The organism is Sorangium sp. So ce1014 (assembly GCF_051521505.1).
Taxonomy (GTDB): Bacteria; Myxococcota_A; Polyangia; order Polyangiales; family Polyangiaceae; genus Sorangium.
In genome coordinates, this window is the sequence record NZ_CP150356.1 from 7,960,884 (window position 1) to 7,974,101 (window position 13,218).

A 13,218-nucleotide genomic window follows, 5' to 3' on the forward strand; every position below is an offset into this window, starting at 1 on the left:
CGGCGCCCCCCGTCTCGGGGGCGCCGCCGCGCCGGGATCCGCCCGGTTCACTGATTGCCGATGACCCGGCGGAGCGGCTTGTTGAACGCGAACATCGCGGCGCCGGCGCCGATGCCGAGGACGGTGAGCATCAGGAAGAACATGTCCTTCGACCAGCGCTCATAGAAGATGCCGAGGAAGCCGCTCAGCGTGTTGCCGAAGAAGCTCGAGACGAACCACATGCCCATCATCATCGAGACGATCCGCACCGGCGAGACCTTGGTCACGAGCGACAGGCCGATGGGCGACAGGTAAAGCTCGCCGATGGTGAGGAGCAGCGTGCAGAAGAGCGGCCAGAACAGGCTGCCCTTGCCGTCGCCGACGGCCTGCGCGCCGAGGATCATCACGATGAACGACACCCCGAGGAGGGTGCAGCCGATCGCCATCTTGGACACGCTGGTCGGCTCGGTGCCCCGCCTCGCCTGCCAGCGCCAGAAGATGTCGAGGAGCGGGGCGAACAGGATGATGCAGAGCGGGTTCCACGACTGGAACCACGTCGAGGGGAGCTGGAAGCCGAGGACGCTGGGCCATATCGTCTTCTCGTCAGCCCAGCTCTGCATCGTGTTGCCCTGCTGCTCGTAGACCGCCCAGAAGACGATGTTGAGGGCGCAGAGCGCCACGAGCGCGCCGACGCGCTTCCACTCGTCGCTCGTGAGCGGCTGCTTCTCCTCGCCGGTGCCCTCGGCCGCCTTCATCAGGTTGTCCTTGGCGAGGTACTTCTGCCCCATCAGGTAGACGACGAGCCCAAGGCACATCCCGACGCCCGCGGCGGCGAAGCCGTAGTGCCAGCCGTAGACGGCGGCCAGCGTGCCGCACGCCAGGTTGCTGATGAAGGCGCCGAGGTTGATGCCCATGTAGAAGATGGTGAAGGCGCCGTCGCGGCGAGGATCCCCCTTCGGGTACAGGCTGCCGACCTGGGTCGAGATGTTGGGCTTGAACGCGCCGTTACCGAGGATGAGCAGGAGCAGCGCGAGGAAGAACGAGTTCTCCAGCGCCATCACGAAGTGTCCGACGGCCATCAGGACGCCGCCGATCACCACCGTCTTGCGCTGGCCCCACACCCGGTCGGCGAGGATGCCGCCGAAGAACGGCGTGAGGTAGACGAGGCCCGTATACAGCCCGTAGAGCACGGACGCCTGCTCGCCTGGCGCGCTCGGGAGCAGGCCCCGGATGAACTCCCAGCCGAACACCGAGGCCGGATCGCCATGGACGAGCTCGCACGGCGGCGCGTGCTGTCGGCACCCCTGGTACGCCTCGCGCGCCGTGACGAACAGGTAGTTCGCCATATACAGCTTGAGGAGGCCGCGCATGCCGTAATAGGAAAAGCGCTCCCACATCTCCGCGAAGAAGAGGATCACGAGCCCCGGCGGGTGCTTGAAGCGCCTCTCGAAAGCGGTGACGGGGAGGGCGGGCTCGATTGCTTGCTCGCTCAATGCGGTCTCTCCACGAGCTGGGACCACGCTGCGTGGTCGTCGGGCGATGCAGGGGATCGTGGGGCGTGATGCCCCTCGCGGGCGGATGCTAGACGATCCGCGACGCCCACGTCACGCCCTTGTTGCGCACAGCGTCGAGCCGGGTGAACAGGGTGTTCACGTGGGCGGCCCCGCGGCGCCGTGGCGACAACCCGGCGTTCCAGACCGGCGGGAGGCGCTGGGGTCGCCCGGCCCCGGCAGAGCGGCCGCCGCGCCGGCGGAGAGGCCGTCGCGCTGACGCCGCCCGGCGGGACGGCGGTCGCGGCGACTGGGCAGCACCGGCGCGCGCTGTCCTCGGTTGTGCCGGGAGCGTCACGGGGGCCGCGGGATCCGCCCTGGCCGCGTGCTGTCCCTGTCCTCCGGCAGGGGAGATCCACACTCGAGGCTTCCGGTGAGGCGCCGCCGGTCGCAGGTGATCCGTGATGCGAACTCCCCAGCTCCGCTCCGTCCCGAGGGACAGAGCACGTTCGAACAATCTCCTCTGGATTCTGCTCCTCCCGGCCTGCGCCGGGATCGAGCCCTCGCCGCCCGCGGCGTGCGCTCCCGGCGAGGCGCTCTTTCGCGGGCGGTGTGTCCACCCTGCTGCCCGCTACGAGCCTGAAGAGCGCATCGACCGGGACAACGTCGTCGCCTTCGGCGAGCCGCCCACCCGGCTCACGCTGCCGGAGCCGCCGCGCAGCGGCTTCAGGATCATCGCGCCGCCGCGGACCCTCGCGCCCGGCGAGGAGGCGACCTTCTGCCTCTCATGGCCCTTCCCTGCCCTCGTGAACGAGACCGTCCACGCGGCGCGCGTCTACACGACGGCCGGGCTGCACCACAGCAACGTCATCGCCAAGCCGGTCAATCCATCGCTCGGGCCGAACCCGTACCCGGACTGCCATCCTGGCGCCGACGACCCCTTTGGCGCGCTGCCGGCGGTCATCCCGGACGTCCTCTTCGCGAGCTCCACCCAGGTCGTCGGCGACGAGACGCTCGTCTTCCCGGAGGGGATGGGCTTCACCCTCGACACGTCCCGCGAGATCGCGACGAGCGTCCACCTGCTCAACGCGTCGGCCGAGCCCGCGCTCGTCGAGATCGCCTACGACTTCTTCACCATGCCTCTGTCGGAGCGCACGGAAGAGCTCGTGCCGTTCGTCATGAGCGTCAACGACTTCCTCGTCCCGCCGCGCGCCACCCGGACCGTCGGCGCCGCGTGCTCGACGTTCGGCGGAAACATCGTCTCCCTCATGCCCCACACGCACCGTTACGCCGAGGCCTTCGACGTGGATGTCGTCCGCGAGGACGGCGGTGAGGCGCGCATCTACGAGGGCGGGGCGTTCGACCTGGAGGGCGACATCGAGGTCTACCGGCCGGCGATCGCGCTCGAGGAGGGCGACTCCCTCCGGTACGCGTGCAGGTTCCGGAACACGTCAGACCACGATCTCACCTTCGGCCTCGGCGACAACGAGATGTGCATGCTGTTCGGGTACATGTACCCTCCCGAGAAGCAGCTCGCGGCGATCTCGGTGCGCGACGGAGAGCCCTGTCTCTCGTTCGGTATCGGCGCGTTCCGGTGAGGGGCTGTCGGGCCGGCGGGCCGCTGCGCCTCGGCGGAGGGTCTGTCGAGCGTCGGGGATGGAGAGCGTCAAGGGTGGAGAGCTCACGCCGGCCGGTCCGTCACCTCGGACCGCCGTGATTGCCGAGCTTGCCAGCACCCTGAGCCGCGCCTTCGACCTCCGTAATGTGATCTAGAACACTTTGTTCCTCGCAAAAGATTAGACAATCATTGCACATTCATGAACAAACGATACACATCTGAGTGCGCGCCGCGCGGAATAGTGATCTAAACCACAATCGCCCTTCGTTCGAAGGCCACGTTCAGGAGATTCGACCGTGAAGCAAGAGCTCCTCCATTCACCGCACGTGATGCTGGGCGCAGCGCTCCTCGTCTCGGCCCTCGGAGGGCTGGGGGCCTGTCAAGAGACCGAGGGAAAGCCCACATCGGGGGCACCCGAGGCAGCGACCGATGAGCCCGGCGGCGTGGGCACGGGCGGCGCCGTCTTTCAATGGCCCGAGCAGGCCTGCGTCGACCCGATGGCCGGCGAGCCGGCCGGGCAGAGCGACGGCAAGGTCTGCACGTTCGGCGCGATCTCGGGCTGCACCGAGCCCGGCCGCCTGTTCACCGACTACGCGTCGTGCGAGCCGGTCCTCACGCAGCGCCCGTACTGGCCCGCTCCTCCCTCGGAGTACAAGACGCCGAGCGATGATCCACGCCTCTCCGACCCGCAATGGCTCGGCGAGTTCGCCTGGGTCACGGAGCAGACCGAGGCGTGCGGGTGCGTGTGCTGTCACTCGGAGGAGGCCGCGCCGGCCGCGGGGCCGTCGAACTGGTACATCGAGGCCGGGCCGGTCTGGACCGACAGCTTCTATCCGGCGGGCCTCGCGCTGGTCGCCGGCTGGGTCTCCTCGGATGCGCTCGGCGCCTATCCGGCGGACAAGAACAACGGCTTCTCCCGCGACGTCGCCGGCCTGCCCACCACCGATCCGGCGCGCATGGTCGCGTTCTTCGAGGGCGAGCTCCAGCGCCGCGGATTCACGAAGGAGGATTTCGCGGACCAGACCCCGTTCGGCGGGCCCCTCTACCAGCAGAGCCTTTATACGCCGAGCGCGTGCGCGGCGGGGGAAGGCGTGGACGCCGCAGGCAAGATCACCTGGACCGGCGGCGACGCCCGCTACGTCTATGTCTTATCGGCGGACGCCGAGAACCCGGGCGCCCCGCCCAACCTCGACCTGCCCGAGGGGACGATCTGGCGGCTCGACGTGCCCTCGAGCGGCGAGCCTGTGAAGAGCGGTATCCTCTACGGCGAGGTCCCACCGGATACGAAGCAGGGCTATCCCGCCGACGGGAGCCCCGAGGAGCTCGTCCCGGGCACGAGATACTACCTGTACGTGTGGGCGGACGTCGCCATCCCGATCACGCGGTGCCTGTTCGAGGCTTCGCCCTGAAGCCGGCCTGATCGACCGGTGGGTGTGACGCCGAGCGCGATGAGCGTGCGCCGGGTCAGGCCGCTCGGCGGGCTCTCGTCGAGCGCCGCGCGGAGGAGCGTCGTTTGCAGCGGTCTCTCCTTCTGGTCCAGGAGGCGCTCGGGATCACTCATCGCACTCATCTCGGGAATGGCCCCGCGCCTCGAGCCGCCTCACGGCGGCCTGGAAGTGCTCGCGCGCGCGGCGGAGGCGGGAGGCGACCGTGCCCGGTGGGAGCTCGAGCATCACGGCGATGGCCGCCATCGTCATCTGCTCCAGCTCGAACAGCACGAAGACGGCGCGCAGATCGAGGGGCATGCTCTCGAGGATGGCGTCGAGCGCGGCGCGGGCGCGACCGCGATCCACCATCTCCTCGGGATCCGGCGCCGGATCCACGCGATCGTGGGGCTTGTCCTCGAGGACCTCCCGGCGCCGCCGCTGCGTCCTCCGCGCGTGCCAGGCGATCCGCTGCGCCGTGCAGAACAGGAACGCGGACTCACGGCCGGTCTCGATGACCGCGAGCTTCCGGGTCGCCACGAGGAAGACCTGCTGCACCGCGTCCTCCGCGTCGGCGCGCGGCACGCCGAGCCGCACCAGCGAGCGCCACACGAACTTCGAGTGCTGCGCCACGAGCGCGGCGATTCGCCCCGCCGCCGCCCGGCTCTCGGTCAGCGCGGCGGCGGGGAGCTCCGTCAGGGTCAGCGCTTCACCACGGCTCACACTTCGTGCAATCTCCGGATCGCGGCCGTCTGATCATCAAAACGAAACGCTCGGGCCAACGTGGAGCGCCCACGTGACCGGGAGCACCTCGTCGAGGAGCAGCGCGGGCTTCTCGAAGACGAACGAGCGCCGCAGCAGCGGAAATTGCGGTCCACCTTGCGCATCGACGCGCACGCGGGCGCCGAGCGAGTACAGGTTCACTGTACCTGGCGGGCTCGTGCGCTGACTGCACGAGCTGCTCGACGGATAACGAGGAAGGCCGCACTCGCCTGGCGACCCCGAGTTCGGTAGGGTGCGCGCTCGAGGGATGGCACCGATGCACAAGAGTTTGATTTCGATTGGGCTGCTCACCTGCTTGCTCCTGTCTTGCGACTCGTCAACGTCGGGTCCGGACGATGCCGCCCCGGACGACGCCACCGGCGGCACCGGCGCCACCGGCGCCACCGCGAGCACCGTTCAAACGGGAGGAACCTCGGCGAGCTCCGTGGGTGGCGCGGGCGGAAGCGACGCTGGAGGCAGCGGTGGGGCGCCGGCCGGTACCAGCAGCGGTGGTCAGATGAACGAGGGTGGAAGCGGTGGCACGCCCGACGCTGCTTCCGGAGGCACGGGGGGCGCGGAGGACGACCCCAAGAACCTGGCGGAGAAGTACGCGAGCTACTTCCCGATCGGGGCAGCGGTGGATTCGCAGTCGTACATGACGCACGCCGCGCTGCTGAAGACGCACTTCAACAGCATCACCGCCGAGAACGAAATGAAGTTCGAGTCGCTGCAGAGGACCGAAGGCAGCTTCTCCTACGGCCCGGCGGATGGCATCGTGAATTTCGCGGTCGCGAACGGGATGAAGATCCGCGGACACGCCCTGGTCTGGCACAGCCAGAACCCCGCTTGGTTGTTCTCGAACGGCTCAGGCGGCACCGTCTCGAAGCAGACCTTGCTGGCACGCATGAACAGCCACATCAGCAACGTGATGCGTCACTTCCGGGGCAAGGTCTACGCGTGGGACGTCGTGAACGAGGCCATGATGGAGGACGGTACGTACCGCACGGGCAACCTGGCGGATGGCCAGAAGAGCCGCTGGCACGAGATCATCGGCGAGAGCTATATCGCGGAGGCCTTCAAGTCCGCGCACGCCGCCGACCCGGACGCCAAGCTGTTCTACAACGACTTCTACAACTACATCCCCGCCAAGCAGCAGGGCATCTACAACATGCTCAAGGGCTTGCTCGCTCAGGGCGTGCCAGTCCACGGCGTCGGGCTGCAAGCTCACTTCAACATCGAGCCCTCCACGGTGGCCACGAACCAGGCATATTACCAGCACGTGGCCAACCTGGAAGAGGCGATCAAGCTCTATTCGTCGCTCGGCCTGGAGGTGCAGGTCACGGAGCTCGATCTCTCGTTGTACATCCCCGGCATGACGTACAACCAGAGCACGTTCTACACGACCGCGACCTTCACCGACGACCTGAAGGCCAAGCAGGCCGCGCGCTATCGGGAGTTCTTCGAGCTGTTCCGGGAGTACAAGAGCGTGATCACGGGCGTCACCTTCTGGGGCATAGCGGACGACAACACCTGGCTGTCCGAGTTCAGCTCGGGGCGCAAGGACTTCCCCCTGCTCTTCGACGTCAACCACGACCCGAAGCCGGCCTACGACGCCGTGGTGGATTTCTGAGCGGTCACGAAGGCTCTACGAGCTGACCTGGTGCGACCGGGAGGGCGTTCGACCTGGAGGGCGACATCGAGGTCGACCGGCCGGCGAGCACGCTCGATGAGGGCGGTTCCCTCCCCCTCAGGTCCCGTGGATCGGACCAGGGCCCTGGCGCAACCTGGCGGCGTCGAGCCCGCGAAGCCGGATCCCCAGCGCGATCAGGAACACGCCGAACACGAGCGCATACGCCCCGATCCACACGATCATCACGAGCGCGCCGACGCCGGGCGACGCGAACATGAGCACCCCGAGCGCGATGGAGAGCACCCCCGCGAGGCCGAGCAGCCACTCGCCCTCGATGTGATCGCGGAGCCGGATGGCCAGGCCTATCTCGAGCGCGCCCCGGAGGATCGCCCACGCGCCGATCCAGAAGACGAGCGCGACGGCGGTGATACCCGGCAAGAGCAGCGCGATGAGCCCGATGCCGACGCCCACGATTCCCTCGAGGAGCAGCACCCACCAGCGCCGCCGCTCGTCACCACCCCGGACGGCGCCGATGATGCTCGTCACGCCCTCGGCGACGGCATAGACGCCGAAGACCAGAATGAGCGCCTTCAGGCTGATCCGCGGCACGGCGAGCGTGAACGCGCCGAAGAGCACCGCGAACACGCCGCGGAGGACGGGCGCCCACCAGTTTCGAACAATGAAGTCGGTCATCATCGCATTCTCCAGGAAGGCGCGCCCTCGGGGCGCCGTGCGTCCCGAGGGGCACCCTCGCGAAGGGGCTGAGCCTGCCGCCCGCCGCCGTAACGACCTATCTGCCCGCCCGCTCGCTGCCGCTGCATTCCGGTGGATTGACCGCCTGCCCCCTGAAGTGCCCGCCGGCCCGTCGCGCGGCTGCTCTGCTTGCCTTGCTGCGACCTGGAGACCGGCACGCTCTGACCCGCCTGCTGGCGCTGCTGTTCCGCCATGGGAACCTCCTCTCACCCGCGTGCTCAGCAAGCGCAGTGCCGCGACGCCAGCGTGAAGCAACGCGCTGCACGGCGAGCGGGCGCGACGCCTCGTGCTGTGCAAGCCCTTCTCCTCACTCCGATCGCTACCGCCGACCGCCCCTCCGCGCTACGGTGGCCGCCGTGGACGCACCCCGCCCGTCCGGCACTCGCCGTGCGCTGCTCATCGGCCTCCCCCTCGCCGCGCTCGCCGCGGCGGCGTTCCTCTTCCTGGACCGCGACGAGCCCCCCGCCCTGAAGGCGCGGCCGTCGAGCGCCGAGTCCACTGCAGACACGAGGCCGGAGCGACGCGATGAGTCATCCGTCGTTCCCGCGCCGCCCGCCGTCGCTGCCACCGTGAGCGCCGCAGCAGAAGAGTCGGAGCCACCGCCGGACACGGACCCAGAGGCCCGTGTCATCGAGCGTATGCGCGCCGCGTTGACGAGCGACCCCGAGGAGGTGCTCCGGCTCGACGACGCCGCGTCGCGCGACTTCGGCGACAGCCCCCGCGTCGCCGAGCGCGGCCTGCTCCGCGTGCGGGCGCTCGTGCGCACGGACCGGACCGGCCAGGCCCGCAGCCTCGCGGAAGACCTCGTCGAACGCTATCCGGACGACCCCTCGGCGAAGAGCGCCGCCGCGTACATGGGGATTCACCCCAGGCCGCGTGGGCCCTCCCGGTAAGGCGAAATACCCTGGCTGCCTTGCAGGAGAGACGATGATCTCGCCAGGACCGCTGTGACAATCATCTTGTAGCCATGGCAGAACGTTGCGCGCCGAGTCACTGAACCGATTAAGAGATCGGGCTGGCTCGCCCGCGCGTTTCTGGCGATAATCGGCCCATGCGCAACTGGCTTTCTCTTGTTGGGGTTCTCCAGCTCACCACGGCTGGACTGGGCTGTGGCGACGGAACGGGCTACGGCGGCGAGGGCGGCGCGGGCGGCGACCCAGCGGACAGCGGCCCTACCGGCAGCGGCTCCTGGGGCACGACCGGGCCGACAGGCACGGGCGCCGGCTCGCCCACCGGCACGGGCGCCGGCTCGCCCACGGGCGGGCCCGCGAGCACGGGCAGCGGCGACCCCGTGGGCAGCAGCACCAGCAGCGGCGGAGAGCCCAGCGCCTGCACCGACGAGGACGCCTGTCCGTTCGATGCAGGGGTCGAGATCGCCTGCCGCCTCCGCTTCATGTACGGCGTCAACTACGCCTGGCGCGACTTCGGCGCCGACTTCGGCGGTCAGTCCCGGTGGAGCCAGGCGGGCATCTCGGGCAAGCGGAGCCAGGTGCTCGCCGATCTCCAGGACATGCGCGAAAGCGGCGTCGACGTGGTCCGCTGGTGGATCTACCCCCGCTTCTACGGGGACCAGATCGCCTTCGACGGGCAGGGCAATCCGACCGGGCTCGGCGGCACCTCGAAGCAGGACATCCTGGCGGCGCTCGAGCTCGCGGACCAGGCGCAGATCAACGTGATGTTCACGCTGTTCTCCTTCGACGGCTTCCACAAGACGTCGCACAACCCGCCGGACGGCCTGTCGGTCTGGAGCATGGGGCCCATCGTCGCGGACGCGGGCCGGCGCGCCCGGCTCATCGAGAACGTCGTCCGGCCCATCGCCCAGACGGTCGCGTCGAGCCCACACCGCAGCCGCATGCTGGCCTGGGACGTCATCAACGAGCCCGAGTGGGCGATGACCGGGCCGAGCCTCCACGGCGGCGACCCGCCGTTCGAGGGGGACTCCAGCAAGTTCGACCTCGTCACGCACCAGCAGATGGAGGCGCTCGCCAAGGAATCGGCCGCCGTGCTGAGGGGCGAGACCGGCGCGCCCGTGAGCGTCGGCAGCGCCGCGATCAAGTGGGGTCAGGCGTGGACGAAGTCGGACGTCGACTTCTACCAGGTCCACATGTACGGCTGGGTCAACGACTACTTCCCGTACAACAAGCCCCTCTCCGAGTACGGGCTCACGGACAAGCCGGTCGTCATGGGCGAGTTCCCCATCAACATGGCCGACATGGACGTGGGCTACGACAAGTTCGTGAGCGACCTCTACAACATCGGCTATGCGGGCGCGCTCTCCTGGTCGATCACCGATGGGAACTTCCCCTGGTCGTCCCACAAGACCGCCGTGAAGGCGTTCGCCGATCAGCACCCCTGCGAGACGCGGTACTGAGCACCGGGTGAGCGCCGCTGTCCGCGGCGCCCCGCATCGATCCATCGAAGCCGAACCTGGCTGTCACGCCAGCGTGGCGAGCTCGTCCTGGACGGGCCCGGCCGCGCGTGCGTGACAGCTTGCCCCAGCGTGTGGCGCATTGGCGCATCGGCGCTCGACAGCGCCGTATCGAGCCCGGTGAGGCCATCTCTCGGGGGGCCGGCGCTCCTCCCCCGCTCCTCCGGGCACGTCGGTTGCTGTGCAAATGGACCCGCGGCTCACGGGGTGTCCGCCTGGGTGAGCCTCGAGAGTTGTACACCAGCACCCATAGGGAGAGCGACATGGCACGAGATCGCTACGATGACCGGGGCTTTCGTGACGAGGGGATGCGCGATGACTGGCGTCGCCGGGAAGATCAGGGGCGCTTTCCAGAGAGCGACGATCCACGCGGCCTCCGCGGCCACGAGGAGGAGCGCGACGCGTTCGAGCGAGGCTCGTACAGCCGAGGCAACTACGCGAACCAGAGCGGTGGCAGCCGGCAGGGCGAGCTGGGCCAGGAGCCGCGGTACGGACAGCCGCAGTACGGACAGCCAGGGCGCGGCGAAGGCAGGGGTCCGTGGCAGGCAGGCGGCCAGCGCGGACCGGAGGACCGCGGCGGGTTCGGCGGGCGCGGACAGGAGCAAGGAGGCTTCGGCGGACGCGGCTACCGGGCGCAGGAGGAGAACCGCGCGTACGGAAAGGACAGCCCGTCGTGGGAGCGGAGCGGCGGGCGCGGCGATCACTTCAGCGGACGGGGCGCGGAGGACGAGCGCAGAGGGTTCGGATCGGCTCAGCGAGGGCGCGACGATTACGGCCGCGAGGAGAACCAGCACCGCGGCTACGGGCGAGAGGAGGAATACCAGGGCCGCGGCCACGAGGGCCAGAGCCGCGGCTACCAGGGCCGCGACGACTACCAGAGCCGCGGCTACCAGGGCCACGGCGACTACCAGAGCCGCGGCTACCAGGGTCGCGACGACTACCAGAGCCGCGGCTACCAGGGTCGCGACGACTACCAGAGCCGCGGCTATCAGGGCCGCGACGACTACCAGAGCCGCGGCTATCAAGGCCGCGACGACTACCAGGGTCGCGGGGGCCAGAGCCGCGGCGACGGCTACGGGCGCGGCGATGGCCAGGACCGCGGGTATCGAGGCGGCAACGAGCGCCAGAACCCCGGCCATCACGGCTGGGGCGACGAGCGCGGGCTCAGCGGCGGCGAGCGCGGCCGCGACGAGCACCAGCGCTCCGGCGGCCGGGGCTGGGAGGCAGAGCGCGGCGGGCTCAGCGGCGACGGTCGCCGCGATCGCGACGGGGACCGCGGCTACCAGGGCCGCAGCGACGAGCGCGAAGGCCACGGCCGCGGCCAGGAGCGCCGCGGCCAGGGCGAACCGTACAACCGCCCGGAGCGCCGGCCCGGGTTCGGCCGCTTCATGGGCGACGAGCTCCCGCAGGGGTACTCGACCCGCATCCACGAGCGCGACGACGTGCGCGCCTCGCAAGGCCAGGGCCGCTCCTCCGCCGAGGACAGCGGTCGATCCGAGCACGAGCGCCAGAACCGGACCTGGAACTGAGCGCCTCCGCGGCGCGCCGCCGCGATAGACACTCCCCCTCCTCCGAACGCCCGCCGCGCGGGGCGCGCAATCGACTCCCCCGCCGGGCGAGCCTGCGCTCCGGCGGCGCGGAGGACATCAACCGATCTCGGCGTCTCCACGCCCGCATCGCGGAGTCTGACCCGGTTCGCAGGGAAAGATTGGTGTTGTGTGCGCCACGGACTTGCAGCATCCTCCGCCGCATGAAGACAGCAGCTTACTCAAGCCTCCCGAAGCTCGCTTTCGCCTCCTGCATCGCCTTGTCGGCGCTGGCCGGGTGCGGGGACGACGATCCGAACGGGACGACGGGCGCAGGCGCAGGCGCAGCCGCATCGACCTCGACCAGCGCCTCGGGCGCAGGCGGCGACGGCGGCACCGGCGAGGGCGGCGCAGGCGAGGGCGGCGCAGGCGCAGGCGCGACGACGTCGAGCACGACCGGGACCGGCGGGGGAAACCCCTCCGGGGACACCATCCGCTTCATCGGGCGCTTCGACACGACGAAACCCGAAGGCCCCCGCTTCTCCTGGGCTGGCAGCGCGATCGCCACGCGGTTCTCGGGGACGTCAATCAGCGTCCGCTTCAACGACGCGTCGACCGCGGCCCAATCCAACTTCTTCCAGGTGGTGATCGACGGCGAGTCGAAGGGCGTCCTCAAGGTCAACGAAGACGAAGAGCTCTACACGGTCGCCGAAGGGCTGCCCGACGGCGAGCACGATCTCCTGCTCCACCGCCGGACCGAGCCGCTTGTCGGGGTGACGCAGTTCGTCGAGTTCGTCCCGGAGCAGGGCGAGGCGCTCCTGCCGGTCCCGCCCGCGCCCGAGCGCCGGATCGAGGTGATCGGCGACTCGATCTCCGCCGGTTACGGCATCGACGGCGCGGACGAGACCTGCCCCTTCACGAGCGACACCGAGAACAACTACCTCGCCTACAGCGCCCTGACGGGCCGGATGCTCGGGGCCGACACAACGATCGTCGCCTGGTCCGGCAGAGGCGTTTACCGGAACTACGACGATGAAGCGGCCGACACCATGCCCGAGATCTACGGCCGGGCGATCGCCGACGAGCCGGAGCCCGCATGGGACTTCTCGTCCTGGGCGCCGCAGGTCGTCGTGATCAACCTGGGCACGAACGACTTCAGCATCAACGTCCCGGGCGACGCCCAGTTCCGCGCGCCGTTCACGAACGCCTATGCAGGCCTCGTCGAGACGGTCCGGGAGAACTATCCGGAGGCGTTCATCTTCTGCACCATCGGCCCCATGCTCAGCGACGATTACCCGGAGGGCGCCGAGGCGCTCAGCAGGGCGCGCGACTACATCGGCCAGGTGGTGGAGGACCGGACCGAAAGCGGCGACGATCGGGTGCGCTTCCTCGAGTTCCCCCCGCACGCCAAGGAGACGGACGGGCTCGGCTGCGACTGGCACCCGAGCGCGAAGAAGAACCAGCAGATGGCCCAGCAGCTCTCCGACGCCATCAGCGAAGAGCTCGACTGGTAAGAGCAGGGCGACGAGGCGCAGGGACATCGATCCTCCCCTGCGCCCCCAGCCGCGCCGCGGCTCGTCGCTCTCTGCTCTGCAAAGAGCAGCCTGG

The 13,218-nt window shown here is 69.5% G+C and carries 11 protein-coding genes; 7 read left to right on the plus strand and 4 right to left on the minus strand.

Annotation, left to right across the window (positions count from 1 at the left end; all coding sequences use genetic code 11):
* Positions 1-47 precede the first annotated feature (47 nt).
* Positions 48-1,472 (minus strand): peptide MFS transporter, encoded by a 1,425-nt coding sequence (locus WME75_RS29970; RefSeq protein ID WP_437478201.1) that lies wholly within the window; start codon positions 1,470-1,472, stop codon positions 48-50.
* A gap of 461 nt (positions 1,473-1,933) precedes the next feature.
* On the opposite strand from WME75_RS29970, the gene WME75_RS29975 reads away from it, so the two are divergent.
* Both WME75_RS29975 and WME75_RS29980 read left to right on the plus strand, forming a co-directional pair.
* Positions 1,934-3,067: a hypothetical protein gene (locus tag WME75_RS29975; RefSeq protein ID WP_437478204.1), complete on the plus strand. Its 1,134-nt coding sequence runs from the start codon at positions 1,934-1,936 to the stop codon at positions 3,065-3,067.
* 316 nt (positions 3,068-3,383) lie between these two features.
* On the plus strand, positions 3,384-4,496 hold the full coding sequence (locus WME75_RS29980) for a proteinase inhibitor (RefSeq protein ID WP_437478207.1): 1,113 nt from the start codon (positions 3,384-3,386) through the stop codon (positions 4,494-4,496).
* Between the two features lie 144 nt (positions 4,497-4,640).
* On the opposite strand, the gene WME75_RS29985 is transcribed toward WME75_RS29980, so the two are convergent.
* Both WME75_RS29985 and WME75_RS29990 read right to left on the minus strand, forming a co-directional pair.
* The gene (locus WME75_RS29985; protein ID WP_437478210.1) at positions 4,641-5,234 is read right to left on the minus strand and encodes an RNA polymerase sigma factor; all 594 of its coding nucleotides are present in this window, start codon (positions 5,232-5,234) and stop codon (positions 4,641-4,643) included.
* Between the two features lie 36 nt (positions 5,235-5,270).
* Positions 5,271-5,435: a hypothetical protein gene (locus tag WME75_RS29990; RefSeq protein ID WP_437478213.1), complete on the minus strand. Its 165-nt coding sequence runs from the start codon at positions 5,433-5,435 to the stop codon at positions 5,271-5,273.
* A 355-nt stretch (positions 5,436-5,790) separates the two neighbouring features.
* On the opposite strand from WME75_RS29990, the gene WME75_RS29995 reads away from it, so the two are divergent.
* On the plus strand, positions 5,791-6,903 hold the full coding sequence (locus tag WME75_RS29995) for an endo-1,4-beta-xylanase (protein ID WP_437478216.1): 1,113 nt from the start codon (positions 5,791-5,793) through the stop codon (positions 6,901-6,903).
* Positions 6,904-7,020: 117 nt separating this feature from the next.
* Here the strand turns inward: WME75_RS29995 and WME75_RS30000 are convergent, their stop codons facing one another.
* A complete protein-coding gene (locus WME75_RS30000) occupies positions 7,021-7,599 on the minus strand; it encodes an HdeD family acid-resistance protein (RefSeq protein WP_437478219.1) in 579 nt (192 codons plus the stop codon).
* Between the two features lie 413 nt (positions 7,600-8,012).
* On the opposite strand from WME75_RS30000, the gene WME75_RS30005 reads away from it, so the two are divergent.
* From WME75_RS30005 to WME75_RS30020, 4 genes are all read left to right on the plus strand, one after another.
* Entirely contained in the window at positions 8,013-8,549 is a 537-nt protein-coding gene (locus tag WME75_RS30005; protein ID WP_437478222.1) for a tetratricopeptide repeat protein, read from the plus strand.
* A gap of 158 nt (positions 8,550-8,707) precedes the next feature.
* Positions 8,708-10,027, plus strand: a complete 1,320-nt coding sequence (locus WME75_RS30010; RefSeq protein ID WP_437478225.1) for an endo-1,4-beta-glucanase — start codon at positions 8,708-8,710, stop codon at positions 10,025-10,027.
* Between the two features lie 320 nt (positions 10,028-10,347).
* Entirely contained in the window at positions 10,348-11,613 is a 1,266-nt protein-coding gene (locus WME75_RS30015; protein ID WP_437478227.1) for a hypothetical protein, read from the plus strand.
* A gap of 221 nt (positions 11,614-11,834) precedes the next feature.
* Positions 11,835-13,124 (plus strand): SGNH/GDSL hydrolase family protein, encoded by a 1,290-nt coding sequence (locus WME75_RS30020; protein ID WP_437478229.1) that lies wholly within the window; start codon positions 11,835-11,837, stop codon positions 13,122-13,124.
* Positions 13,125-13,218: the final 94 nt, after the last annotated feature.